A 24,571-nucleotide genomic window follows, 5' to 3' on the forward strand; every position below is an offset into this window, starting at 1 on the left:
CGACCCGTGTTCACACACCCGCCCGACCGGAGGTGGCCGCGCAGGTTGGCCGTCATCCTGGTCACGGTCACCGCCCTGGTTCTGGGCAACGCGGTCAAGGCGTCGGCCGCCGTCGACTACGACGAGGAGACGGCCCGCCAACACCTGTTCGCGGCGCACATGCGTATGCACAGCCGCGGGGCCGACGGCATCCGGGCGATGGTGGTCTCCGCGTCGCTGACCGACTGGCGTGCCGCCCACCCGAACGCCACCCGCGAGGAGATCATCGAAGCCGGGGTGATGCTCAACAACGCGGTCCTGGCGAGGTACCAATCGGTCAAGAACACCAGTCCCTACTCCCTGGTCGTCAACGGCGTGGAGGCGATCAGCGCGCTGCCGTTCGTCAACCTCGCGGCGCCGGGGGCCAAGCTGCTGCTCAAGGAGTTGTGGGGCAACGACGTCCTGGCGCGGGAGGCGTTCCGCAACCAGGTCACCGGGGCCTACCAGAACTACGTCTTCACCAACAGCTACTACGGCGTGCAGGACCGCGTCTGGGCGCTGGTCGCCGCCGCCGGGGTGGACGACCCGACGTTCGCCGACGCCTGGGACGGCCTCGTCGGCACCCACGTGGGCGTACGGCTGAACGCGTCGCTGGACCAACTGATGGCCGACCCACTGCTCAGGACGTACGTCAACGTCGACGCGCTGATGGCCAACACGCAGAACCAGACCACCTATCTCGCGCAGGCGCGTCGCATGGCCGAGGAGGCGTTCGGGCGGATCCAGGCGAAGGAGGAGGAGATCCGGGCGGAGCTCGCCCGCCAGTCGCTGAAGTACCCGGTCGGGCCGGGGCCGAAGCCGACGCCGGAGGCGTACACGCGGGCGCTGGCCGAGGCGGCACAACGTGATGTCGTCCTCGCCGGCCTGGCATCCGGGTTGTCGGTACTCACCACGTTCATCGGGTTCGCCGACCCGAAGGCGGCCCGGGAGATCCAGGCCGTGGGCTCCGCGGCGATCACGATCGCCAAGTCGATCAGCGACTACATCCCCAAGATCGCCGGGCTCGGGGTCGCCGAGGCACTGACCTCGATCGGCACCGTGGTCATGACCGGCAACATCCTCGGCGCCGTCATGACGCTGACCAGCATCTTCATGGGATCCGGCCCGTCGCCGGAGCAGATGATCCTCGAAGAGATCGCCAAGGTGCGCGAGGACATCGAGAACCTGCGTACGGAGATGCACCAGCGGTTCGACGCGATCGAGAAGGCACTGAGCACCGTCTACGCGGACATGATGACGCAGTTCACCCGGCTCCAGGGGGCGATCGACGACGTACGCCGCGAGCTGGGCGACATCCAGAGCCAACTGCTGTCGCTGGACACCAGGCTGGTGGCCCTCTCCGCGTCGACCCACGCGGCCCTGGAGGCCCAGGCCATGCACGACTTCGAACTCGCCGCCGAGCGGTACCTCGACTACCAGGGCCGCACCGGGCAGCCGGTGCCGAACTTCACCGAGTACTGGCAGGGCGCGTCGACGTTCTCCCTCACCGCCAAGACCACCGCGGCCTCGGCACCGCTGGCCATCACCGACGGGATGGCGCCGTCGGTGACACCCGACGCCGTACGCCAGCACACCCCGCTCGGCTCGCTCTACTACCTGGCGTGGCTCGCCCGCAGCCGTGGCTGGGACCCGGACCTGCCGATGCCGTCGGTGAGCAGCGGACGGGGCGTCCCCAACGCCGGTGTCTGGTCGGTCTCGGCACACGCCTGGACGCAACTCGCCGCGGAGAACCCGCAGTTCGCCCGGTCGGTCAGCGGATCGGTCTGGGACGAGATCGTCTCCGTCGGCACGAAGGTCAACCAGACGGCGGCGACGTTCAGCGCGCCGCAGAACGGCACCACCAACAAGCTGTTCACCAACCTGATGAACGACTACGAATCGAAGCTGGGCGCGGTTTCGAAGGAGCTGGAAGGAGTACGCGACGAGGTCGCGCTCGACGGCGCCTACAACCCGTTCATCGACGCGAGCCAGCCGCCACCGGCGCGGGTGCCGGAGGTCGAGACGATGGCGCCGTGCAGCACGACGGTCGGCGGCCCCGGCAACACCCTTGCCATCGCGGCCAACACGACGACGAAGCACCTACCGCACGCCTACCACACCGCGTACGTACTGCGCGCCGAAGGACAGCGGCCCGAGTTCCGGACCTGCTACGAGGCGGTGTACAGCAACCAGGAAACCACCGACGGGCGGGTCGAGACGGTGACGACGGCCGACATCACGATCACGGCGAAGATCCAGGTGAAGTGGCCGCAGGGTAGTTGGACCGACGCCCGCAAGCTGACCTACACCACGCACGCGGACCGGATCAAATGGGTGAACCACAAGACCGGCTACCAGCGCACCATCGACACCAACGAAAAGGTCGGCCAGCTCTGGTCGGCGCACCGTGAGCAGTTCGCCGACCGCGCGTCGATCGGCAACGTCGCGGTCGCCGAGAACGATGCCTGGATGCGGGCCATGGGTTCGCTGCACGCCAGGCAGAAGGTCTACTACGCCACCGTGCTGCAGCGGATGGACGACCCGACCAGCCCGCTACGCAAGGCGCTCGACCGGCTCGACGAGACGCTGATGCTGCTCCAGGCGTACACGCAGGTCGGTTGGTCCAAGGCGCTGGAGCACAACGAGTCGCTGCGGGCGCTGCTGTTCGGCGGCGACCACCTGCCGGGCCGCTTCACCCTTGCGGGCACCGGCTACTCGGACCACTTCCGGGAGGCGTTCACCGGCGCACTGACCGCGTACGGCCACTGCACGCTCGACGCGGCCGGCGGGTGCCCGGTCGGCACCTGGTACGACCCGCGCGGTGGCGCACCGGGCGCGTTCGGCAAGACCTGCGGTCGGCCGACGTACGACACCACCCTCGCCGACCCGGTCACCCACTGCGTCCGGCTCGCCGGCGCGGCCCGGGTCTCCGCGCTGCGTGGCGAGTACGCCGCCGAGTCGGCCCGGCTGGCCAGCGGGGCGTACCAGGAGGGGCTGACCGCCGTCAGCGACTTCGTCACGCACATGAGACTGGTGCAGAAGGCGTCCCAGCAGTCCTGACCTACTGAATTCCCGGCGCCAGCACCGATCCGGTGCTGGCGCCGGGCGGTCTTCCAGGTTCGGCGGCGAATGAGCGTCCAGCCGATGTCCAGTCGATGTCCAGTGCTCCGGACGAAGCTACGCCCGACAGTTCGACTCACGTCGATGCATAGCGACCGAAGGAAGGACATGATGCGAAGACGATTTCTCGGTGGCCTGCTGGCCGTGTGCCTCGCCGCATCGATCGTGGCGGGAGGGCCGGCCAAACCGGCCAAGGCGGTGGACGCGTCGTTCTGGATCAACGTCGCCGTGGTGGTGGCGGGGAGCCTGTTCGGCGGTGGTGGTGGCGGCGGGGTGACCCCGGCCGATCTGGAACGTGCGAAGCAGGAGATCCTGGGCGCGATCAACCGGTCGCAGCAGGAGATCCTCGCCCACATCGACGGCATCGCCGCCGCCGACGTACGCGCGTGCGCCCGCTCCAACACCCTCCTGATGCCGAACATCGACCAGATGGACATCTACACGCTGTCGGTGTTCCTGGACAGCACGCTCGACTGCGCGACGCTGTCGTCGGCCTACTTCGACGCCGTCCAGGACCTCGGCGCGGCGGACCACATCGCCCGGGTGATGGGCGAGATCTACTCGATCGCGATGGTCACGTTCGCGAAGTTCGGCTTCGACAGCACGCTCCTGCTCGACGACCTGATCGCCAGCTACGAGGCCGTGCTGAACAAGATCAAGCCGTGGTGTGTCCACTCCTATGGCACCATCTGGGACCCCGAGTTCGCCTGGGTCACCGAACACACCTACTCCTGCCAGGCACACACCGGCGACGTCGAAACGTGGACCGAACTCCAGGCAGGTTCACAGATCATGAACCCGATCGACTACGTCTTCGTGGAGACGAACGTGATGCGCAACACCGTGCGTCCCTCGGTCCTGCGGGAACTGCCGCAGCTGAAGCAGATCCGGGCCAACGCATGAAGCGCCGGATTCTCGCGGCCGTCATGGGAACGGTCCTGCTCCTGGTGGGCACGGCGCGACCGGCCGTGGCCGCGGACTACAACCGGTACCTCGACATGATCCGGGTGACCGCGGCCTTCCTGGACTCGGCCGCCGACGGGCTCACCGCCAACGAACTCATCCAGTTCACCCAGGACATCAGGGGCGCGCTGGCCGGCGTCGAGACCGATCTGTTGACGCAGCTCAACAACCTGCAGATCGCCGACATCAGAGGCCAGGTGCGCTACGCGGTGACCGGTACCCAGATGATGGACATCCCGCCGATGCTCCCGATGTACATGAACACGGTCCTTCAGGGGACCATCAACGCGCGCGAGAAACTCACGGAGTTCGACGGCGACGCGGAGCGGGACATCGTCGGCAAGGCCCTGATCACGCAGTGGGACGTGCTGCTCATCGCCCAGGCGAGAATCCCCACCATGAGAGTCATGTACGCCGAGTACCAGGAGGCGTTGGAACACATCATCGGCAACGTCAGGCCGACCTGCGAGGACTCCATCTTCAACCCGACCGGCTTGCTCACCGTCAGGTGTACGTTCGATGGCCGCACCGTGACGGGGCAGCAACAAACCATCGGCAACGAGGTCCGGCACCACTACGGTGACTACAACTGGCAACCCGGCGGGTTGCATCGCCCCACCATCGTCGACCGGACGATGGCGGAGACGGCGCTGGACCTGGCGGAACGGGCGCTCGCCGACCTGCTCCGGCCGCGGATCTGACCGTCGTCGATCGGGGTGCCCCGCTGGGTGCGGGGCACCCCGTTCGGCGTGTCCACCGTTCCCATCGCTCCGGGCGGGGAACGAGGGATCAGGCGGCGCGGGGAGCGGCGACCGGGCGGAGCGGAGGTGGCCGGACTGGTCCGGCCCGGGCGGGGAATGCCGGCGGTCGCGGGCCAGACCCGGATCGTGGCCAGGACGGTGGCCGTGAGAAGATCATGACCAGTCAGCCGTGATCGGCGAAGGGAGGTGCGGTCGATGTCCAGCCAGTCCATGCCCGCGCCTCGCCACCCACGCTGACACCTGCCCATCCGGCGAGGCGCTCCATCCACACGTGGAGGATCACCATGACCTCGCTCATCCGGCACGTCGACTTCGACTGTGCCGATCCGTACACCCTCGCCGGGTTCTGGGCCGCCGTGCTCGACTACCGGCTCGGCGACGACGACCACCCCGGCGATCCCGAGGTGGCGCTCTCCCCGACGGGCGGCGGCACCGGTCCGGTGCTGCTCTTCCTGCGGGTACCCGAGCCGAAACAGGTCAAGAACCGGCTGCACGTCGACCTGCAACCGACCGACCGCACCCGGGACGAGGAGGTCGAACGCCTGCTCGACCTCGGCGCCACGCAGGTCGCCGACCAGCGGCGGCCGGACGGCAGCGGCTGGGTGGTGCTGGCCGACCCGGAGGGCAACGAGTTCTGCGTCGAGCGCAGCGCCGCCGAGCGGGCCGGCTGACGTACGCCGTCCCGGCCCGGGTCACCCCGGGCCGGGACGCGCCGGTCCTGCCCGAGGGCGGCCGGTCAGCCGCTCGTCGCGGCCGGCGCGGGCGCCGACCGCGGCCGCTGGTGCCGGCGGATCAGACCGACCCCGCCGAGCACGACCACCGTCCCCGCGACGATCCGCGGGTTGAGACCCTCGCCGAGCACGACGACGCCCAGTGCCACCGAGACCACCGGCAGCAGATAACCGACCGCGGCGGCGTTGGTGGCGCCCTCGGCGGCGATGATCCGGTAGGTGAGGTGAAACGTGGCTCCGGTGGCGACGACGCCGAGGATCACGACGACGATCAGCGTCTGCGCGCCGACCCGGACCGGTGTCAGGCCGCCGGCCGGCAGGAGCGGCGCGGTCAGGGCGGTCGCCGCGACGAGCTGCGCCGCCGCGAGCGAGATGGTGGGGACGCCCTTGCCGACCAGGTGGCGACCCATGTAGGCGAAGCCGACGGCATAGCTCGCCGCGGCGGCGACGATGGCGAGAGCGCCGCCGCCGACCGGTCCGGTCGACCGCCACGGAGCGAAGATCAGCACGACCCCGGTGAAGCCGAGCAGGAGTCCGAGAAGGCGGACCGGCCGCAGGCCGCGTTCGGTGCCGACGACGACGCCGATGAGCACCGCCCACAGCGGGGTGGTCGCGTTGAGGACGCCGGCCACCCCGGAGTCGACGGTCTGCTGGCCGAGGCTGAACAGGGCGAACGGCAGGGCGTTGCAGAAGAAGGCGGCCACGGCGAGGTGCCACCAGGTCGCCCCCCACGGGGGCAGCCGCCGCCCGGAGGCGAAACACGCGACCAGCAACGCGCCCGATCCGAGGACGCACCGGCTGAGGGTGACCTGGACCGGGGTCATCGCCTCGAGAGCCAGGTCGATCCAGAGAAAGGTCGATCCCCACAGCAGGGCGAGCCCGCCCACCTGGGTCCATGTTCGCAGCCTGTTCACGGTGCCCACCGTGCCGGCTCCAACCCGAAAGAAAAAGCGAAAGATTCTGTACGACGATTAAGCTCCGCTACATGCTTGACGTACGACGAATGCAGGTGTTGCGGGCGGTGGTCACCAGCGGATCGGTGACCGCCGCGGCGGCCCACCTCGGCTACACACCGTCCGCCGTCAGCCAGCAGGTGGCGGCGCTGGAGAGGGAGGCCGGGATCGCGCTGCTCGAACGGGTCGGCCGGGGCGTACGGCCCACGGCCGCGGGTCGGCTGCTCACCGCGCACGCGGCCGTCATCGGCCGGCACGTCGCAGAGGCCGAGACCGCGTTGGCCGACCTGCGGGCGGGGCGTACCGGCCGGCTGACGATCCACTACTTCGCCTCGGTCGGGCCGACCCTGCTGGCACCCGCTCTCGCCCGCCTGCGGCGCGAGCACCCGGGGGTGACGATCGACCCCAGGCTGATCGGTTCGGGAGATCCGCTGCCGGACGTGGAGCGCGGGGACGCCGACCTGGCCATCGTGGTCCACCGCACCGGTGACGCCCCTCCCCCGGGCATCCGCGTGGTGCACCTGCGCGACGACCCGTACCGGGCCGTGGTGCCCGGCGGACACCGGCTCGCCGCCCGGCGGGTGATCGACCTGGTCGACCTCGCCGGCGAGCCGTGGGTCGGCAGCGAACCGTCCGGCCCCTGCCTGGAACCGATCATGGACGGCTGCGCCGCGGCCGGCTTCACCCCGGACTTCGTGGCACAGTCGGAGGACTACGCCACGGCGCAGGGGTTCGTCGCCGCCGGTCTCGGCGTCAGCCTCGTACCCCGACTCGGTCTGGGAACCCGCCACCCGGGCGTCGCCGTTCGCCCGGTACGCCACCCGGAGCCGGTCAGGGCGATCTGCGTCGCGGTACGCGAGGTCGCGCTGACGCAGCCCGTGCCACGTGCCCTGATCGAGGCCCTGACGGATGCCGCGGCGGAAGCGGACTGACCCCGGTCGAAGTCCGCCGCTGACGGATAGCCAGCCCGGGACTGCCGAGCGATAGGGTGCCTTCGTGCGGGTCGATAGTGGACGGTCGGCGTACCTGGTCATGCTCGGCTGGCACGGCCTGATGGTCGTCGCCTACCTCGTCCTCGTCTACCAGGTGTCCGGGACGGGCGAGCTGGGGGACAACTCACCGCGCGAGGACATGCTGGTCTTCGGTGCCTACGTCATCGCACCGGCTCTTGTTGCCACCCTGCTGGTTGGTCTGCTCCTGCTCCGGTGGCTCCCGGCGAAAAGCCGGACCAGCTCGGCGGTTGTGCTCGGCACCGCCGCCGCGTCCCCGGCGCTGCTGCTCGCGGCGGCGGGGTTCCTGAGCGGCTGGTTCAGCGAGACGCTGCCGTCGGCGCCGCTGGACCGCCTGGCCGTCATCCGGCTCGACGGCGACCTGCACCGCTCGACGACCGACGCTCTCGTGCACCTGTACCCCAGGTTGTCGCCGGGAGGCTTCCTGATCGTCGACGACTACGGCATACCCGCCTGCGCCGCCGCCGTACACGAGTTCCGGGACCGGAACCGGATCACCGACCCCATCCGGTTCATCGACCCGTACTCGATCTACTGGCGCCGGACCGGATAGCGCGGGACCGGACACCCGGCCAGGGTCAACTGGTCGCCCCGACGTACCGCCGCAACCCGGCCCGCCACGCCGCCAACGCGGCCAGGACCGCTGTCGTGGCGGTGGCGGCGGCCGCCGCGACCGTGGTCCAGTCCGGGGACCGCAGCAACGCCGCGGCCGGGAACGCGGCGACGAGCATGAGCGGCAGGACGTAGGAGAGCAGGAACCGTAGCGGTCGGGCGTAGATGTCCGGTGGATAGCGGCCGAACTGCCATGCGGTGCCGTAGATGCTCTGCAGGTCGAGTTTGGGCGCCCAGAACGCGATGCAGCCGATCAGTGTCCCGACGGCCCAGGTGGCGGCCGTGCCGAGGAGGAGCAGCAGCAGCCAGACGGCGACCGCCACCGGCTCCGGAGCCCGGCCGGTCATGCCGACCCCGACTCCGACGACGCCGAGTCCGAGCAGGACGTGGATGCACGACAACGGCGCCGCCGTACCCAACGTGGCGAGGAACAGACCGGGCGCCGGCGCCAGCAGGTGATGGTCGAGTCGTCCCTCCCGGATGCCACGGTTCGCGAGCAGCGACAGATTCGGGTCCACGAACGCCGCCTTGACACCGGTCAGCAGCTCGAAGGTGCCGACCAGCACGAACATCTCCGGTCGCGTCCATCCCCCGAGGTGGTCGGTACGGCCAAAGATGATCAACACGGCGGCGAGCGTGGACGCCAAGGAGATACCGGACATCATGACGTCGAAGTGCAGGTCCACCCGGAACGCCAACGTCCTGCGCAGCGACATCGAAAAACCGATGCCCAGCAGGCGGACCATCTTGACCAGCACGCGCACGGGTCACGCCCCGACGGCGGTGAACCGTCGTACGCCCGCACGCCAGGCCACGACGGCGACACCGGCGAACGCCGCGCTCCAGGCCAGCTGGACGAGGTACGCGACGGCGAGGGCCGAGCCGTGCACCGATCCGGTCGCGACGTCGGCGGGCAGGCCCAGCATCGCGTAGAACGGCAGGGCACCGACGACGGGTTGCCAGGCGTCCGGTAGCTGCCAGACGGGGGCGGCACCGCCACCGAGAAGAAAGACCATCATTCCTCCCAACGTCACCAGCGCATGTACGCGCCCGGTCCAGAACGCGGCCAGCGCGAGCAGCCAGGTCCACAGGAATCGCAGCACCGCGGCGCCGACGAGCACCGGGACCGCCGCCGCCAGCGCCGTCCAGTCGTACGAGACGCCGACCGCCAGCGCGGTCACGAGGGTGAGCGGCAGCCCGAAGATGCCGAGCCAGATCCGGATCGCGACGTTCTCGCCGATGGGCGCGACGATGACGGGTTGCGGCCGGAGCAGGTCGTGGCTGATCTTGCCCTCGTAGATCGCCTCGGAGAACGTGTGGTTCTCGTACGAGGCGGTCAGCAGCTGCACGGCGACCAGCGCGACGAAGTAGCCGGCGACCGCCGGATCGCCCGGAAGCACCGCGGACCACACAACCAGCCCGAGCAGGGGGCCGACCGCCTCGCTGGCCACCAGGGTCACGGTGAACCACCAGGCGCCGGACCAGTCGAGGAACTGGTTGCGGATCCGCAGGAGGACCAGGCGCCGCAGCCGGCGGGTCATACGCCGTCCCGGTAGGCGCGATCGATCACGTCCTCCAGCGTGGGCTCCTCGACCGCCAGGTCCGCCACCTCGAACGTGGCGAGCAGGACCGACGTCACCCTGGCCACGTCGGCGCGGGCCACCCGCAGCGTCCAGCTCATGCCGGAGGTCGACACGACCTCGGCGATCTCGGCGAGGACCTCCTTGGTCGCGTCTGCCGCGCTGATCCGGACCAGCTTGTACGGGGACAGCCGGGCCGACAGTTGCCCGAGCGGACCGTCGTACCGCACGCTGCCGTGGTCGATCAGCATCAGGCGACGGCAGGTGGCTTCGACGTCGGCCATGTAGTGGCTGGTGAGCAGGATCGTCGCCCCGGTCTGTGTCGCGTAGGAGGCGAGGAACCGACGGATCGTGGTCGCCGCCGACACGTCCAGGCCCAGCGTCGGTTCGTCGAGGAACAGCACCTTCGGTCGGTACGAGAGGGACAGTGCGAGTCCGGCCCGCATCTTCTCGCCCAGGCTCAGCGCCCGCAGCTGCCGTTCCAGCAACGGGCCGAGTTCGAGCAGTTCGCAGAGCTCGTCGAGGTTTCGGCGGAAGTCGGCGGCCGGAACCTCGTAGAGCACGCGCTGGTATTGCAGGGCGTCGAGGAGCGTCAACTCCTGGGAGCCACCGGTGGGCTGGCTACCGCGGACAAGTGCGATCTGCTTCAGGAACGGGGTCCTGCGTTGCCACGGCGTGAAGCCGAGCACCCGTACCTCACCCGCCGTCGGGTACAGCAGTCCCGACATGATCTTCATGGTGGTCGTCTTCCCCGCCCCGTTGGGGCCGACGAATCCGACGACCTCGCCACTGGAGATCCGGAACGACGCGTCCCGCACCGCGTGGACGTCCCGGTAACGCCGCCGGACCACCGACCGCAGGGCGGACATCAATCCGGCCTGCCGGACCGGCACCCGGTAGGTCATGGACAGATCCTCGACAACGACGGACGACACCCGTCGAACCTCCTGTTCGACAACGACCAGGAACATCGACGATATCATTCAAGTACAGTTTGATACTTTTACCGAATGACCACGACGACAATCCGCTTCAACGGCGGTCCGGTCACCGGTTCGAGCGGATGAAACCCTCAACTGGCGAATCCAGAATGCGCGGCGTCGACCTGGCCCGCTCGGCGGGGTTGTCCGTGCAGCAGATCCGCAATTACGTGGACGTCGGGCTCCTCCCGCCGGCCGAACGCGCCGCCAACGGTTACCGCGTCTTCACCGGCCGGCACGCGCGGGCGCTGACGGTCGCGCGGATCCTGCTCGACGGATACGGCTGGCACACCGCGGTCGCCGTGCTGAGCGCCGTACACAGTGGTGACACCGCCGGCGCGCTGGCCGCCGTCGACCGCGGGCACGCCGAACTCGATCACGAACGCGCCGCGGCGGAGGCACTGCTCAGGACGTTCGACCAGGAGCCACCGGCGGTGCTGCGGACGTCCGGACCGCTACGCATCGGGGACACCGCCGCGATCGCCGGCGTACGACCGTCGGCGCTGCGGGTGTGGGAGGAACTCGGCCTTCTCGCACCGGCGCGTGAACCGTCGACCGGATACCGCCTCTACGACCGGGAGCAACTCGTCCGGGCCCGGGTCATCGCGATGCTACGCGGTTCCGGCTATCCACTGCCGGCCGCGAAGGCCGTCATGGACGCCATGGACCAGGGCGACTCGACCCGTACCCGGACGGCCCTGGAGGCCCGCCTGCGGAACCTGGACGAGCTGAGCTGGCGCCGTCTACGGGCGGCGTCGGCGCTGTTCGGCTACCTTGAGGGAGAAGGTCTGCGGCCGGGTGCCCCGGACAGGGCCGGGCACGGTCGCGACGGGCCGGTTCAACCCCCACCCACGAAGTCGTCCGAAGCCGCCGACCTGGCGATCTCCACGGTGCGTGCCCCGGTCGCCGAGAACGGGTCGACCGCGTCCCGGAGGCGCGGATTCCAGGCATAGACGAACAGCGAACTGGGTGACAGGTTCCAGGCCGTCCATTCGCTCCACAGCGCCGACCACCGGGCGGCATCCCGCGTGAACAGTTCGTCGCGTCGGGGGTGTGGTGCGTTCAGATCGAGAATCCGCCCGGCGTCGGGGCGCAGGACGACCCGCACGTCGCCCAGACAGGCGACCCGCAGACCCTTGCGCACACAGAAGTTCAACGTCTCCGCGGCGCCGGACCACCCGTTCGATCCGGCCGGCGTCCCGGATGTCGGCGAGCACGAGACGCGCGGTCCGCGCGTGATCCGGCGGCATGGTCAGCCGTACGGCTTCGAGCGCCGAGTCGTCGTGGTCGAGCATGATCAGCTCCGCGGGCGGCATGTCCCTGGAACTCCTCGTCCGACTCAACGTCCACGCCATCGATGCGGATAAACTTATCCCGCACTACGGCGTGCCGGCGTCGCGTCTGGGCGCCGCCGGGGTGGCACCGACCACCACGATGCTCGGGGTGACTCGGCTGGCGGTCCCAGGCCAGACGAACCAGCCCGAGGGCACCGCCGTCGCGCGATGTGACCCCGCCGCCCTGCTGCCCGTGCCGGTTCGGCCGGCACGAGCAGCAGGTGGAGGGCTCATTTCCGGTGACGACGGGGGTGTGACTTCGCGGGATGGCTGGTCTGATGTCGGGCTGGGAGCTGCGGCTACGGGAGCTGACGGGCAAGGTGGGGCACTTGTTCGCCCGGCCGGAGCCTCGAGAGGTGTTCCATGATCTGATCGAGGGGCTGCTGTCGGATCTGGACAGGAAGAACTGCTGGACCCTGGCCCGGCGGGCCGGGCACACCCACCCGGGCCGGATGCAGGCGTTGCTGTCGCGGGGCGCGTGGAGCGCCGACGCCCTGGAGGCCGAGGTCCGCACCCATGTGGTGGAGCATCTCGGTGACCCGAACGGGGTGCTGATCATCGACGAGACCCAGGTGCCGAAGAAGGGTGACAAGTCGGTGGGGGTGGCCCCGCAGTACTGCGCCGCCACCAATCGGATCGAGAACTGCCAGGTCGCGGTCATGCTGTCGTACGCCGGTCGGGCCGGGCACGCGTACATCGGTCGTCGCCTTCATCTGCCGACACAGTGGACCGACGATCCGGGGCGCTGCCGTGAGGCCGGCATTCCGGTGGGTGTCGGGTTCGCCACGAAACACGACCAGGCCGTCGAACTGTTGACCGAGGCGGCCGACGCGGCCGTCCCGTTCGGGTGGGTCACCATGGCCGACGGGTACGGGCAGCATCCACGGGTCCGCAACTGGTGTGCGCAGCGGTCATTGCCGTACGTGGTAGCCGTGTCGGCGGCCCTGCCGCTGACGCAGATCAGCGTCGCACCCGGAACCGTCCCGGTCACCCGTGTCGGTCAGTTGCTCACCCGGATCGCTGACAGCGCCTGGCAGCCCCGAACCCGCGCGCGGGGCGGTGAAGACGATCGCTCCCACGACTGGGCGTTGATCAGTCTCGGCGGAAACCTGCGGGTCAGCGATGAGATCCCCGCCGACGGGTTCGCGCACACCCTGCTGGTACGGCGTTCGGTCGGCGATCCGGGCGAAGTCACGTATTTCCTCGCCCACGCCCGCCACCGCGCGTCCGTGCCTGTCCTGCGGCGCATCGCGGAGACCCCACAGAGGATCAAGGAGGGTGACGGGCAGGGCAAGGGCCTCATCGGCATCGACCAGCATCAGGTCCGCACATGGACCGCCTGGCACCACACCGTCACCGCATGCATGTTCGCCCACGCGTTTCGCGCGGCTCTGCACACCGAAGCCGGGACCGTCCTCGACAGCACGGCGGATGCCGAGGTGACGAGCCCGGACAGGCATGCCTTCAACAGCCGGCAGAGGGTCCGGGTGACCGAGCCTTCCCCTGCCCACCCCCGCAACCATCGCCGACTTGCGTGATCCGCGCGCACAGACCGTGCGACCGCCTGCGATTTAGGCGGATTGTCGACACTACGCATACAGGAAAAGCGCCCAGAAGCCATTCGAGCCGTGAAGATCCGCAACTGTAGGAACCCCGAGCCGCATGGCGCCGGGGCGCGGACCTCATGCCGGGGCAGAACTTTCCGGAACCATGTTCCCGCAGGTGGGAGTCGCCATGCGGGCATTAGGCTTCGACTCTCTACCGAATGAAGAAAGACATTGACACTCGTCATAGCCCTCCGAACCTTGACACGAGCCAGTTACGCACTGTTATATGAATGCCGTAGCGAGATCAGGATGACAAACAGGGCGGCACTGGATAAACGTGCCGTATTCACCTGACTACCATCTCCAGTTCAGGGAAGATGTCATGAACCAAGTCACCCGCACGTTCGCGGTCGGCATCATCGCGCGCAGATGTCGCCGGCCACGACCGGCTCGACTGCCGTCACAGCCCCGGCCGACACCCTCGCAAAAGGCGCCGCCAACCCGGAGGCGCTGCTCAAACTATTGACCGAAAGGATCGCCGCCAAGGACCGGGACGGGATCGTCGCCCGCCAGGATCCCGAAGCAGCGATCGTCGACCGGGACGGTTCAGAAACGCACTGGTAATTTCGGCGACATCGTTCGTGAACAGCCGAACGGTACGCGGCTTTGCATCCAGGACAACCCCACCCCCTGCCACCTCGATGGACCGGCCGGAGGCCATCGTCGGCGGGCCACCCCATTGATGCGCGAATAACGAGTTGCCGGCATGTTCGTGGTTTGGAGAAAACTTGAACGCCACCTCGCTCGAGGTTTCGCACCCCCTGGCTGCGCGGCAGCAGCCTGAATGGGACGACCCGGCACAGGTCGAGCACGTCCGGGCGGTGCTGGCGAGCCTTCCCCCACTCGTCGAGGTCGAATCCCTGAGCAGGCTCCGAGGGTTGCTCGCCGGAGTTTCCGCCGGCCAGGCGCAGGTGGTGCAGGCGGGTGACTGCGCGGAGGACCCCGCCGAATGCACCGCGGGTGACGTGGAACGGAAGACCCGGCTCCTCAACGTGCTCGCCGGCGTCATGAGCGCTGTCACGCACCAGCCCGTGGTACGGGTGGGCCGGATCGCGGGCCAGTACGCCAAACCCCGGTCGGCGGCCACCGAGTGGGTCGACGGCGTCGAGATCCCGGTGTACCGAGGGCACATGGTGAACGGTCCCGAGCCGGACCCACAGGTGCGGCGGCCCGATCCACTACGCATGTTGGCGGGATACTGGGCGGCGAGCCAACTCATGGACCACCTCGCCCCGACGCCGGAGGCGCGTATCGAGCCGGCCGTGTGGACCAGTCACGAGGCTCTGCTGCTCGACTACGAGATCCCGATGCTACGCCGGGACGGGCAGGGTCGGGCCGCGCTCACTTCCACCCATTGGCCGTGGATCGGGGAACGCACCCGCGAGGTCGAGGGGGCGCACGTCTCGCTACTCGCGAATGTGATCAACCCCGTTGCGTGCAAGATCGGGCCGCGTACGACGGTCGCCGACCTGCTCGCGTTGTGTACGCGGCTGGATCCGGAACGGGAACCGGGCCGACTCACCCTGATCGCTCGGATGGGCGCTGACGCGACCATGGATCTGCTTCCCCCACTGGTCCGCGCCGTGCGTGCCGCCGGACACCCGGCGATCTGGCTGGTCGACCCGATGCACGGCAACACCGTGACCACCGCCGAGGGCCGCAAGACCCGAGTCGTGGAGACGATCATCCGGGAGGTCACGGCGTTCCAGTCAGCGGTTCGCGCAGCCGGCGGAACACCGGGAGGAATGCACCTCGAAACCAGCCCCGACGACGTGACCGAATGCGTCGACATCCGCCACGACACCGGCCGGATCGACGAGAGATACACGACGTTGTGCGACCCGCGCCTCAACCCTCGCCAGGCGGTAGCGGTGGTCTCGGCCTGGCAGACGCGATGATGATGAACCGGGCCGAGGAGACACCGTGCCGGGCATAGCGCCGATCCCCGCCTACCCACTTCCCACGAGCGGTGAGCTGCCCGTCAGCACCGCACGGTGGACCCCCGACCCACGCCGGGCGGTACTACTCGTGCACGACATGCAGCGCTACTTCCTCGCACCCTTTCCCCCGGCGGTGCGTGACACGCTGGTGCGCCACTGCGTGCAACTGAGGAAGCGCTGCGCCGCGCTCGGGATCCCGGTGTTCTACACCGCGCAGCCCGGTGGCATGACCGAGCAGGAACGCGGCCTGCTGAAGGACATCTGGGGCCCGGGGATGAGCGTCGACCCCCTCGATCGGTCGATCGTCGCCGAGCTTGCACCGCGGCCGCCGGACCGGGTGCTCACCAAGTGGCGCTACAGCGCGTTCTTCCGCTCGGACCTGCTGGCGCAGATGCGCGAGCAGGACCGCGACCAGCTGATCGTCTGCGGGGTGTACGCGCACGTCGGTGTACTGGCGACGGCCCTCGACGCGTTCACCAACGACATCCAGTCGTTCCTGGTCGCCGACGCTCTCGGCGACTTCTCGGCCGACTATCACCGGCTGGCCCTCGACTACGCGGCCACTCGCTGTTCGGTGGTCACCACCACCGGGGAGGTCTTCGCATGAAGCCGCAGCAGTTGCTCGAGCAGGTGCTGAGACCCGATCCGGGCGCCTTCGCCCTGCTGCACCGCCCGGAGACCCTGGGCCCGGACCGGTTGGAGATCCTGCTGGGCCGGGTCAGCACGCCGGCCCGGCTCGCTGACATCCCGCTGGCCGACCAGGCCGGGCGGCCCGGCGAGGCTCGTCAGGAGGCGCTGGTCCTGGTGCCTCACCGGCAGATCACCGAGCGCGGCTTCACCGCCGCCGCGGACGGCTCACCGCTGCTCGCGATGTCGGTGACGGACCAGGGCCAGATCTCCACCACCGAGGCGCTGAGACACCTCCCGGACGAGCCGATCGCCCTGACCGGTGGACGGTTCGACACCGAGGACGACGCCTACGCTGACATCGTTCGCGCGGTCCTCGACAACGAGATAGGCACCGGAGAGGGCTCGAACTTCGTCATCAAGCGGACGTTCGTCACCACCATCACCGGCTACTCCACGCGCAGCGCGCTGAGCCTGTTCCGTCGGTTACTCACCCGGGAGACCGGTACCTACTGGACGTTCCTCGTGCACACCGGCACCCGGACCTTCGTCGGCGCCACACCGGAGCGCCACGTCAGCCTGCGAAACGGCGTCGCGGCGATGACCCCGATCAGCGGCACCTACCGTTACCCGCCGACGGGACCGGTCCTGTCGGAGGTCATGGACTTCCTCGACGACGGCAAAGAGACCGACGAGTTGTACATGGTCCTGGACGAGGAACTGAAGATGATGGCCCGGGTCTGCCAGGGCGGTGGCCGGGTGGTGGGTCCGTTCCTGCGGGAGATGGCCTGGCTCGCGCACACCGAATACGTCATCGAGGGGCGCAGCGACCTCGATCCCCGGGACATCCTGCGGGAGACGATGTTCGCGCCCACCGTGACCGGCAGTCCGCTGGAGAACGCCTGCCGAGTGATCGCCCGCTACGAGCCGCGCGGCCGCGGGTACTACGGCGGCGTCGCGGCCCTCATCGGCCGTGACGCCGATGGCGCGCGGACGATGGACTCCGCCATTCTCATCCGCACCGCCGACATCAGCACCTCGGAGTTCGATGACAGCGCTCGCGTCGAGGTCGGGGTCGGGGCAACCCTGGTCCGGCACTCCGACCCCGCCGCCGAGGTCGCCGAGACCCGCACCAAGGCCGCCGGCCTGCTCTCGGCGCTCGGTGCCAACGAGCGTCTCAACGGAAACCCGCGGATCCGCGAGGCGCTGGGCAGGCGCAACGCGACCATCGCGCGCTTCTGGCTCAGCGACGCCGGCTCGCGCGCACAGCCACACCCGGCGCTGAGCGGCCGCCGGGCGCTGATCATCGATGCCGAGGACACCTTCAGTTCGATGCTGGCCCACCAACTGCGGGCCATCGGGCTGACGGTGCGACTCGACCGCTTCGACGCGCCCCACCGCTTCGACGACCACGATCTCGTCATCCTGGGCCCCGGTCCCGGCGACCCACGGGACGCCGATGACCCGAGGATGGCCCACCTCACGTCGGCGATCGAGCACCTGCTGTCCCGACGCATCCCGTTCCTTGCGGTGTGCCTGAGCCACCAGTTGCTGTGCCGGCGCCTCGGGCTCCGGCTGAGGCGCCGGACGGTCCCGAACCAGGGCACCCAGCGCGAGATCGACCTGTTCGGCTCGCGGGAACAGGTGGGCTTCTACAACTCCTACGAGGCCTACGGACGCGCTGAGCAGTTGGAGTGTCCTGGCATCGGCGGGGTGAAGGCCAGCCTGGACGCCGGCACGGGCGAGGTGCATGCCCTACGAGGGCCGCACTTTGCTTCGGTGCAGTTCCACCTTGAGTCGGTACTCACCCGCGACGGCGAACGCGTCCTGGGTGAGCTGCTGGCGCCGCTGACACAGACCGAGGAGGTACTGAACGTATGAAAGCAAGCATTTCCTGGTGGGACCTGTCCGGGTCCGGCCAGACCATCGACTCCCTGCGCGTCTACCTGCGAGAAGAGGGCGTGCAGCCGTGGGAGCGGATCCACGGACTGCGTTTGAAGTTCTGGATCTCCGACCGGCAGGCCAACCGCTGGGGTGCGGTGACGCTGTGGGAGTCCACAGCTGACCTGACGGCGCCGATGCCCCCGAACCGGGCCACCGAACTCATCGGATACCCGCCGAATCACCGGATGGAGACCGACATCGAGGCCATCATCGAAGGTGTCCACTCCGGCGAGTTGCTCGACCGCGGCCTGGCCTTCGAGCCGGTGAAGAAGTCGTAGTGAGCACATCCACCCACCCCCTGAGCACCGATGAGTTCTCCATCCCGCCCGCCGAACCGATGGGCCTGCTCCGGGCCTGGTTCGACCGCGCGGTCGCGGACGGCGTCCGTGAGCCGGGTGCGCTGGCGCTGGCCTCCGCGGATGCCCGTGGCCACGCTTCCAACCGGATCGTGCAGGTCCTCAAGGTCCGCGACACGGGTCTGGTGTTCGCCACGCACGCCAACAGTCGCAAGGGCCGGGACCTGGCCGAGAACGGCTGGGCCTCCGGCGTTTTCTACTGGCGCGAGGCCGGCCGCCAGGTGATCGTGACCGGTCCGGCCTATGCGTTGCCCAACGAGGAAGCTGATGCCTTGTGGGCCGCCCGGCCGGTCAGCACGCACCCGATGTCGGTGGCTTCACACCAGAGCGCACCCCTTTTGGACGAGGACGAACTGAGGAGACGGGCCGAGCAACTGGCCGGTGCTGGCTTGCCGCTGCCTCGCCCGGCCGCCTGGCTGGGTTACTTGCTCGAACCCGGATCGGTCGAGTTCTGGCAGGCCGACCCCGGCCGCCTGCACCAGAGGCTGCTGTACGAACGCGACGGAACGGGCTGGCGTACCGGCCGGCTGCAGCCCTGACCGCGCCCGGGACAACGCACTGTCTACCGGCTCCAACTCCGGCTCCGACACCGAACGCCGGACGATAACCAGCACACCGATGCACGCAATCACGAGCCGAAGGGATCCAGAATTGACGACGAATCACACCCAGTCCGAGGCGTTCGCCACCGACCTCGACCTGAGAGACCGCAACCGTGCCGTCGTCGCGGACTACATGAGCCGCAAGGGCGAGAACCGCTTGACGCGATACCTGCTCTTCACCGAGGACGGCAGCGCCGGCCTGTGGACCAGCGATACCGGCAAACCGGTCGCCTCCCAGGGCCACGAGAAACTCAAGGCGCACGGCGAATGGTCACTGCGGATGTTCCCCGACTGGGAATGGAAGAACGTGGAGATCTTCGACACGCAGGACCCCAACAGGTTCTGGGTCGAGTGTGACGGAGAAGGACAGATCCTTTATCCCGACTACCCGCCCGGCTACTACAGGAACCACTTCATCCATTCTTTCCTGCTCGAGAACGGAAAGATCAAGCAGAACCGCGAGTTCATGAACCCGTTCCAGCAGTTGCGTGCACTGGGGATCGAGGTGCCAGTGATCAGGCGTGGCGGGATCCCTACCTGAAAGCTGCCCAATCACCTGCACAAGAAGTGAAGGCATGTCGCCGTTCGGAATGGTCGACCCGGCGAAGAACACCGAACTGAGCGTCGCTGTCTTCGCCGGCATGCCGGTGGTACGCACCGGCTGCGGCAACACCGTAGGCAGGGCGTACCAGACCCTGTCCGACACCCACTGACCTTCGAGAAGGGGGACCTATGGGTACGTACGAGTATGTCGTGGCCGACGTCTTCACCGAAGTTCCGCTGGAAGGTAACCCGGTCGCGGTCTTCGTGGATCCCGCCGATCTCTCTCCCGAGCGCATGCAGCGGATCGCGCAGGAGATGCACCTGTCGGAGACCGTTTTCGTCCTCCCGGCGGAAGACGACGGTGACGTGCGGGTCCGGATCTTCACCCCGGTGAACGAGCTGCCGTTCGCCGGGCATCCGACCCTGGGCACTGCCATTGTGCTCGGCGAGTCGAACCCGGCGCAGAGGATCCGGATGGAGACCGCCATGGGCACCGTGGCGTTCGATCTCGAGCGTGCCGGCGGCGGCCGGGCCGGCACGGCCAGCATGTGGCAACCCATCCCCACGTGGGAGCCCTACGACCGCGCGGACGAGTTGCTCGCCGGTCTCGGCCTGGCGGCGTCCGCCTGCACCCTGCCGGTGGAGGTCTACCGAAACGGGCCGCGACACGTGTTCGTCGGCCTGGGCAGCGTGGCCACGCTCTCCGCCGTGGAGCCAGACCAACGGATTCTCGCCAGGCTGCCCGACATGGCCGCCAACTGCTTCGCGGGATCGGGCACGCGATGGAGACTGCGGATGTTCTCGCCTGCCTATGGCGTGGTCGAGGACGCGGCCACCGGCTCGGCCGCCGGCTCGCTCGCGGTGCACCTGGCCCGGCACGGTCTGATCCCATTCGGGGAATGGATCGAGATCCGCCAGGGCGTCGAGATCGGCCGTCCTTCGACAATGCGGGCTCGGGCCACGGGAACGCCGGAACGGATCGAGTCGGTCCAGGTGGCGGGGTCCGCCGTCGTCGTCGCCCGGGGAACGCTGTACGCATAGCGCATTCCCCGCACCACGCTTCGTGGGGCGGACGTAGTCCTACGACAATCGTCGTCCAACCATGCACCCAGACAGTGTCACCAAGTGTTCACAAGCCCACAGTAGACCGTCGGATTACTTGCCGGATTCACCCCGGGCAAGTGAGACCCTTCCGCCAGCGATCGCCTTTGCGGTACAGTGGCGAACGTTGATATCAGCCGGTTAGCGGGGCGGAATGACAGTCGACTTGCAGGCCACTCGAGACGTAATCGAAATGATCACCGGCGGCTGGCGGGCACAGGCCCTCTACACCGCGGTCAAACTCGGATTGCCGGATCACATCAAGGCCGGCCGCACCACCCGCGGCGAACTGGCTAAATCAACCGGGGCAAATGAAGAGGGCATTCACCGCCTGATGCGCCTTCTGGTGGCCATGGGCGTATTCGAGGGCAACGAGTCGACCGGTTACAGGAACACCGACGTGAGCGCAGCACTGCTCGACGGCCCTCAGTCCCTGCGCGGTATGTGCCTGCTCTACGGCGAGGAGTTCTACTCCGCCTGGGGGCACGCCCATAACGCGATAAGCACGGTCAGTTCGGGCTTCGAGGCCGCCTACGGCCGGCCGTTCTACGAATACCTCGGTGAGGACGCGGCCACCGCCCGGCGATTCCAGCACACCTTGAACGCCGCAAGCATGTTCTTCCACCAGGTACCCGAGATCTTCGACTTCTCCGGCAAGATGGTCGTGGACGTGGGTGGCGGAGGCGGCCAACTGCTCGCCACGATCCTCGGCGCCACACCGGATGCCAGGGGCACGCTCTTCGACCGCGAACACATGTTGCCCCAGGCGGGTGAGCACCTAGCGGCCGCCGTCGGACTCGACCGTGTCGAACTGGTCGGGGGCGACATGTTCACCGACGTCCCCCAGGGCGGAGACGTCTACATCCTCTGTCGGGTTCTGGCCGGCTGGGACGACGACGCGGTCGTCAAGGTCTTCGAGAAGTGCCGTCGCGCCATGGTCGACTCCTCGTCGCGACTGCTGCTCCTCGACCGTTTCGTCGACGATGAGGCCCCGACCGTGCTGCCCGCGCTGTGGGATCTGCACCTGTTGATGACCACCGGCGGCGGGCACCGCACCGTTGACCGGATCACCACGCTGCTGAACCGGGCCGGCCTGGAGATCGAACGGAGGGCCGAGCTGCCCATGGAGACGGTCGCCTTGATCGCGGCGCCACGCCCGGGGCTCCGGCAGAAGTCGTGACGGTGTACCCATGAACGGCAAGGCTGAGGTAGCCGCGGGTGCGGTGCCGGCCTCCGGTGCTGTATCAGCCCCCGATCCAGTTCAGGGCTCATCCCTGGCCCGGGCAGTGGTGACAGCCCGGGATGGGTAGCGGCCGAGGGTGGCGATGGAGTCGCGCCGACCACGAGGACCCGTGTGGCTTTTCGGGAGAGGTCGGGCGACCGATGGTCAGGCCCTGACGAAGGACGTCCTGGTGAGCTGCTCGGACACCTGCCAGACGCGCTGGGCCTCCTCGCTGCTACGCAGCGGCGTGTACATCCGCTGCTCGGCCGGCGGACCGCCCAGGTTGCCAGGGCCGCTGGGCCCGTAGAGCACACCGGGCTTGGCACCCGGGTCGGTCGCGGCCATGAGCGCGGGCAACTTCGCGGTCTCGACGGTGCCCGCCAGGATGCCGCGAGCGGACATCGCCCGGATCAGGCGTATCGCGGGGGTGTCCTGGCTGCGGCCGAGCTCGGGGCGGGCGGCCAGGAGGCTGGTGGGGGCAACCCCGGGGTGCGAGAGGTTGCTGGTGATGCCCCAACCGTGCGCCCTGCTGCGGCGGTCCAACTCCAGGCCGAACAACCCGAACGCGATCTTCGACTGGCTGTAGGCACGCATGCCGTCGTACGAACGTTCCCAGTTCAGATCGTCCCAGTTGATACGGCCACGACGCGCGGCGACACTGACCTGCGAGGTCACCCGGGCACCGCCGGCGCGCAGCAGCGGGAGCAGCCGGGCGACCAGCGCGAAGTGGCCGAGGTGGTTGGTGCCGAACTGCAGTTCGAACCCGTCGGCCGTGGTCTGCCGGCTCGGCGGTCGCATCACGCCCGCGTTGTTGATCAAAATGTGGATCGGGCTGCCCTCCCCGCGAAGGGCGTCGGCCAGGGCCGCGACCGACTCCAGCGAGGACAGGTCGAGGCTGCGCAACGAGACCTTCGCCCCGGGCACGGCCTGCCGGACCGTGCTGATCGCGGCCTCGCCCTTGCGCGGATTGCGGACGGGCAGGATCACCTCGGCACCGGCCGCGGCCAGCCGTACGGCCATCCCCAGCCCCATCCCGTCGCTCGCGCCGGTGACGACGGCGCGCTTCCCCGACAGGCCGGGGAGGGTGATGTCGATCGGTTTACGTGGCATCGGCTCTGCTCCCTCTTCTGGATGTCCGGAGACCCGGGCTACCCGGTCGATCGTCGACCGGATGCGCCGCGGTAACCACGGCCTCCCGATCACAGGCTCACCAGGTCACCCCACACCCCGCCCTCAGGGCACCTCCGTGGAATGTGATCAGTTCCCTTTCACGCAGAACTCGTTGCCGTCCGGATCGGCCAGCACGACCGCGCCGTCCGCCCCCACCTCGAGCCGGGTGGCGCCGAGGGAGACCAGCCGGTCGACCTCCGCCTGCTGGTCGCCCTCAACCGGGGCGAGTTCGAAGCGCTGCCGGTTCCACGCCTCCTTCGGGGCCACGGGTGGGCCTCCCCACGCGACCTTCGTGCCGCCGTACGGTGACTGGACCGCGGTCTCCTGGTCCTGGTCCCACACCAGCGGCCAGCCCAGTGCCTCGCTCCAGAAGAGGCCGACCTCCCGGGTGCCGTCGCAGGCGAGTTCTCCGAGCAGGCCGCATCCGGCGAGGAAGGCGTTGCCCGGCTCGATCACGCAGAACTCGTTGCCCTCGGGGTCGGCCAGGACGATGTGCCCCTCCTCGGGGCGCTGCCCGACGTCGACGTGGCCGGCGCCGAGCCCCAGCGCCGTCGCCACCATGCGCTCCTGGTCGGCGCGGCTGGCGCTGGTCAGGTGAAGATGCATGCGGTTCGACCCCACCGTCTCCGTGCGGCTCGGAACGAACCGGAGGCTGAGCTGGGTGTCGTCGCCGGGCAGCAGCGCACCATCCGCGTCCTCGACGACTTCCCGGCCGAGCATGCCGGCCCAGAACCGCGCCAGGCGAGTCGCGTCGTGCGCATCGAAGGTCACCGTCAAGAGGCGCGAGAACATCACCGCACAGTAGACACGGGCCAGCCGGACGACAAGGCACCGAGCCGGCCGTCGAGACCCCCTCATGCCCAGAGTTCCAACTCACCGACAGTCCGTCTTCTTGCTGTCGTTCCCGGGCGGACTGGCTGAAACCGCGTTGACAGCGATACCGGCGGGGACGCCTACTTACTGCCCAACGGCGCACCGTCGCGCCGGCCCGGCGTCAGCCGCCAGGGCCGGCGGGCGGGCAATCGACGGCAGTGAAGGGCAAAGGATGATGGCGGACCCGGGCATGGACGTGTTGACCTGGAAAGAGTTCGGCGAGGAACACCTCACCGCGCTGACCGACCTGGCCGAGGCGTGCCTGGCCGTCGACGGTGGGCTGCCGCTGTTCACCGGTTCTGCGCTGCTGCGGGCCCGGCTGCTCCAGGCCCGTACCCTCGGCGCCTGGTACGACGGCGGCCTGATCGCGGCCGTGAGTGTCGGCATCGACCGGCGGCCGGCCACCAGCACCGGCCTGGTGCATCCGGTCTGGCGCGGGCAGGGCGTCGGTAGCCGGCTGCTGAGCTGGGCGGACGAGCAGGCCGGCGGCGCCGACCTGCTGTCGACCACCGAGTCGTGGAGTC

The 24,571-nt window shown here is 68.9% G+C and carries 25 protein-coding genes; 19 read left to right on the forward strand and 6 right to left on the reverse strand.

Going from position 1 to position 24,571, the window contains the following annotated elements; genetic code table 11:
• Positions 1–45 precede the first annotated feature (45 nt).
• The 4 genes from AB0M79_RS23040 (at position 46) to AB0M79_RS23055 (ending at position 5,533) form a co-directional block, all read left to right on the forward strand.
• Positions 46–3,078 carry a hypothetical protein gene (locus tag AB0M79_RS23040; RefSeq protein ID WP_364217183.1) on the forward strand — a complete coding sequence of 1,011 codons (3,033 nt, stop codon included), beginning with the start codon at positions 46–48 and terminating at the stop codon, positions 3,076–3,078.
• A 171-nt stretch (positions 3,079–3,249) separates the two neighbouring features.
• Positions 3,250–4,041: a hypothetical protein gene (locus AB0M79_RS23045; protein WP_364217185.1), complete on the forward strand. Its 792-nt coding sequence runs from the start codon at positions 3,250–3,252 to the stop codon at positions 4,039–4,041.
• Positions 4,038–4,802 carry a hypothetical protein gene (locus AB0M79_RS23050; RefSeq protein WP_364217187.1) on the forward strand — a complete coding sequence of 255 codons (765 nt, stop codon included), beginning with the start codon at positions 4,038–4,040 and terminating at the stop codon, positions 4,800–4,802. Before AB0M79_RS23045 ends, AB0M79_RS23050 begins: the two co-directional genes overlap by 4 nt.
• A 344-nt stretch (positions 4,803–5,146) precedes the next feature.
• Positions 5,147–5,533, forward strand: coding sequence for a VOC family protein (locus AB0M79_RS23055; protein WP_364217189.1), 387 nt, complete (start codon positions 5,147–5,149; stop codon positions 5,531–5,533).
• 65 nt (positions 5,534–5,598) lie between these two features.
• Here AB0M79_RS23055 and AB0M79_RS23060 read toward each other — a convergent pair whose 3' ends face one another.
• Positions 5,599–6,507, reverse strand: coding sequence for a DMT family transporter (locus AB0M79_RS23060; protein WP_364217191.1), 909 nt, complete (start codon positions 6,505–6,507; stop codon positions 5,599–5,601).
• Between the two features lie 71 nt (positions 6,508–6,578).
• On the opposite strand from AB0M79_RS23060, the gene AB0M79_RS23065 reads away from it, so the two are divergent.
• Positions 6,579–7,478 (forward strand): LysR family transcriptional regulator, encoded by a 900-nt coding sequence (locus AB0M79_RS23065; protein WP_364217193.1) that lies wholly within the window; start codon positions 6,579–6,581, stop codon positions 7,476–7,478.
• 64 nt (positions 7,479–7,542) lie between these two features.
• Positions 7,543–8,109, forward strand: coding sequence for a TylF/MycF/NovP-related O-methyltransferase (locus tag AB0M79_RS23070; protein ID WP_364217195.1), 567 nt, complete (start codon positions 7,543–7,545; stop codon positions 8,107–8,109).
• Between the two features lie 25 nt (positions 8,110–8,134).
• Here the strand turns inward: AB0M79_RS23070 and AB0M79_RS23075 are convergent, their stop codons facing one another.
• The 3 genes from AB0M79_RS23075 to AB0M79_RS23085 are packed head-to-tail and all read right to left on the reverse strand — an operon-like array spanning position 8,135 to position 10,683.
• Positions 8,135–8,932 (reverse strand): ABC-2 family transporter protein, encoded by a 798-nt coding sequence (locus AB0M79_RS23075; protein WP_364217197.1) that lies wholly within the window; start codon positions 8,930–8,932, stop codon positions 8,135–8,137.
• Between the two features lie 3 nt (positions 8,933–8,935).
• Positions 8,936–9,709 (reverse strand): ABC-2 family transporter protein, encoded by a 774-nt coding sequence (locus tag AB0M79_RS23080; RefSeq protein WP_364217199.1) that lies wholly within the window; start codon positions 9,707–9,709, stop codon positions 8,936–8,938.
• Positions 9,706–10,683: an ATP-binding cassette domain-containing protein gene (locus AB0M79_RS23085; protein WP_364217201.1), complete on the reverse strand. Its 978-nt coding sequence runs from the start codon at positions 10,681–10,683 to the stop codon at positions 9,706–9,708. The genes AB0M79_RS23080 and AB0M79_RS23085 overlap by 4 nt, the downstream gene beginning before the upstream one ends.
• A 155-nt stretch (positions 10,684–10,838) precedes the next feature.
• Between AB0M79_RS23085 and AB0M79_RS23090 the strand changes: the two genes are divergently transcribed.
• From AB0M79_RS23090 to AB0M79_RS23145, 12 genes are all read left to right on the forward strand, one after another.
• Positions 10,839–11,681: a MerR family transcriptional regulator gene (locus AB0M79_RS23090; RefSeq protein ID WP_364217203.1), complete on the forward strand. Its 843-nt coding sequence runs from the start codon at positions 10,839–10,841 to the stop codon at positions 11,679–11,681.
• 659 nt (positions 11,682–12,340) lie between these two features.
• The gene (locus tag AB0M79_RS23095) at positions 12,341–13,600 is read left to right on the forward strand and encodes an IS701 family transposase (protein ID WP_364217205.1); all 1,260 of its coding nucleotides are present in this window, start codon (positions 12,341–12,343) and stop codon (positions 13,598–13,600) included.
• Between the two features lie 438 nt (positions 13,601–14,038).
• On the forward strand, positions 14,039–14,233 hold the full coding sequence (locus AB0M79_RS23100; protein ID WP_364217207.1) for a hypothetical protein: 195 nt from the start codon (positions 14,039–14,041) through the stop codon (positions 14,231–14,233).
• 164 nt (positions 14,234–14,397) lie between these two features.
• Entirely contained in the window at positions 14,398–15,567 is a 1,170-nt protein-coding gene (locus AB0M79_RS23105; RefSeq protein WP_364217209.1) for a 3-deoxy-7-phosphoheptulonate synthase, read from the forward strand.
• Positions 15,568–15,592: 25 nt separating this feature from the next.
• Positions 15,593–16,216 (forward strand): isochorismatase family protein, encoded by a 624-nt coding sequence (locus AB0M79_RS23110; RefSeq protein WP_364217211.1) that lies wholly within the window; start codon positions 15,593–15,595, stop codon positions 16,214–16,216.
• Complete coding sequence (locus AB0M79_RS23115; RefSeq protein ID WP_364217212.1) at positions 16,213–18,117, forward strand: anthranilate synthase family protein; 1,905 nt, start codon at positions 16,213–16,215, stop codon at positions 18,115–18,117. The genes AB0M79_RS23110 and AB0M79_RS23115 overlap by 4 nt, the downstream gene beginning before the upstream one ends.
• Positions 18,114–18,458 (forward strand): hypothetical protein, encoded by a 345-nt coding sequence (locus tag AB0M79_RS23120; RefSeq protein ID WP_364217214.1) that lies wholly within the window; start codon positions 18,114–18,116, stop codon positions 18,456–18,458. Before AB0M79_RS23115 ends, AB0M79_RS23120 begins: the two co-directional genes overlap by 4 nt.
• Positions 18,458–19,075: a phenazine biosynthesis FMN-dependent oxidase PhzG gene (gene phzG, locus AB0M79_RS23125; RefSeq protein WP_364217216.1), complete on the forward strand. Its 618-nt coding sequence runs from the start codon at positions 18,458–18,460 to the stop codon at positions 19,073–19,075. The genes AB0M79_RS23120 and phzG overlap by 1 nt, the downstream gene beginning before the upstream one ends.
• Before the next feature lie 112 nt (positions 19,076–19,187).
• Entirely contained in the window at positions 19,188–19,679 is a 492-nt protein-coding gene (locus AB0M79_RS23130; protein ID WP_357542367.1) for a PhzA/PhzB family protein, read from the forward strand.
• Positions 19,680–19,713: 34 nt separating this feature from the next.
• Positions 19,714–19,851 (forward strand): hypothetical protein, encoded by a 138-nt coding sequence (locus tag AB0M79_RS23135; RefSeq protein WP_364217218.1) that lies wholly within the window; start codon positions 19,714–19,716, stop codon positions 19,849–19,851.
• Between the two features lie 19 nt (positions 19,852–19,870).
• The gene (locus AB0M79_RS23140) at positions 19,871–20,722 is read left to right on the forward strand and encodes a PhzF family phenazine biosynthesis isomerase (RefSeq protein WP_364217220.1); all 852 of its coding nucleotides are present in this window, start codon (positions 19,871–19,873) and stop codon (positions 20,720–20,722) included.
• A gap of 253 nt (positions 20,723–20,975) precedes the next feature.
• The gene (locus tag AB0M79_RS23145) at positions 20,976–21,962 is read left to right on the forward strand and encodes a methyltransferase (RefSeq protein WP_364217222.1); all 987 of its coding nucleotides are present in this window, start codon (positions 20,976–20,978) and stop codon (positions 21,960–21,962) included.
• A 207-nt stretch (positions 21,963–22,169) separates the two neighbouring features.
• On the opposite strand, the gene AB0M79_RS23150 is transcribed toward AB0M79_RS23145, so the two are convergent.
• Together AB0M79_RS23150 and AB0M79_RS23155 are read right to left on the reverse strand one after the other, a co-directional pair.
• Complete coding sequence (locus AB0M79_RS23150; protein WP_364217224.1) at positions 22,170–23,114, reverse strand: SDR family oxidoreductase; 945 nt, start codon at positions 23,112–23,114, stop codon at positions 22,170–22,172.
• 147 nt (positions 23,115–23,261) lie between these two features.
• On the reverse strand, positions 23,262–23,966 hold the full coding sequence (locus tag AB0M79_RS23155) for a VOC family protein (RefSeq protein ID WP_364217226.1): 705 nt from the start codon (positions 23,964–23,966) through the stop codon (positions 23,262–23,264).
• Between the two features lie 271 nt (positions 23,967–24,237).
• On the opposite strand from AB0M79_RS23155, the gene AB0M79_RS23160 reads away from it, so the two are divergent.
• The coding region (locus tag AB0M79_RS23160) for a GNAT family N-acetyltransferase (RefSeq protein ID WP_364217228.1) at positions 24,238–24,571 on the forward strand (334 nt) is incomplete at its 3' end.

It is taken from the genome of Polymorphospora sp. NPDC051019 (assembly GCF_040683055.1).
Lineage (GTDB): Bacteria > Actinomycetota > Actinomycetes > Mycobacteriales > Micromonosporaceae > Polymorphospora > Polymorphospora lycopeni.

Excerpts from the sequence above, each read along its gene's own strand:
- AB0M79_RS23045 (WP_364217185.1), top strand. The coding sequence starts at position 3,250 with ATGCGAAGACGATTTCTCGGTGGCCTGCTGGCCGTGTGCCTCGCCGCA.
- AB0M79_RS23050 (WP_364217187.1), top strand. The coding sequence starts at position 4,038 with ATGAAGCGCCGGATTCTCGCGGCCGTCATGGGAACGGTCCTGCTCCTG.
- AB0M79_RS23055 (WP_364217189.1), top strand. The coding sequence starts at position 5,147 with ATGACCTCGCTCATCCGGCACGTCGACTTCGACTGTGCCGATCCGTAC.
- AB0M79_RS23065 (WP_364217193.1), top strand. The coding sequence starts at position 6,579 with ATGCTTGACGTACGACGAATGCAGGTGTTGCGGGCGGTGGTCACCAGC.
- AB0M79_RS23080 (WP_364217199.1), bottom strand. The coding sequence starts at position 9,709 with ATGACCCGCCGGCTGCGGCGCCTGGTCCTCCTGCGGATCCGCAACCAG.
- AB0M79_RS23090 (WP_364217203.1), top strand. The coding sequence starts at position 10,839 with ATGCGCGGCGTCGACCTGGCCCGCTCGGCGGGGTTGTCCGTGCAGCAG.
- AB0M79_RS23095 (WP_364217205.1), top strand. The coding sequence starts at position 12,341 with ATGTCGGGCTGGGAGCTGCGGCTACGGGAGCTGACGGGCAAGGTGGGG.
- AB0M79_RS23100 (WP_364217207.1), top strand. The coding sequence starts at position 14,039 with ATGTCGCCGGCCACGACCGGCTCGACTGCCGTCACAGCCCCGGCCGAC.
- AB0M79_RS23115 (WP_364217212.1), top strand. The coding sequence starts at position 16,213 with ATGAAGCCGCAGCAGTTGCTCGAGCAGGTGCTGAGACCCGATCCGGGC.
- AB0M79_RS23120 (WP_364217214.1), top strand. The coding sequence starts at position 18,114 with ATGAAAGCAAGCATTTCCTGGTGGGACCTGTCCGGGTCCGGCCAGACC.
- AB0M79_RS23135 (WP_364217218.1), top strand. The coding sequence starts at position 19,714 with ATGTCGCCGTTCGGAATGGTCGACCCGGCGAAGAACACCGAACTGAGC.
- AB0M79_RS23140 (WP_364217220.1), top strand. The coding sequence starts at position 19,871 with ATGGGTACGTACGAGTATGTCGTGGCCGACGTCTTCACCGAAGTTCCG.
- AB0M79_RS23145 (WP_364217222.1), top strand. The coding sequence starts at position 20,976 with ATGATCACCGGCGGCTGGCGGGCACAGGCCCTCTACACCGCGGTCAAA.
- AB0M79_RS23150 (WP_364217224.1), bottom strand. The coding sequence starts at position 23,114 with ATGCCACGTAAACCGATCGACATCACCCTCCCCGGCCTGTCGGGGAAG.
- AB0M79_RS23155 (WP_364217226.1), bottom strand. The coding sequence starts at position 23,966 with ATGTTCTCGCGCCTCTTGACGGTGACCTTCGATGCGCACGACGCGACT.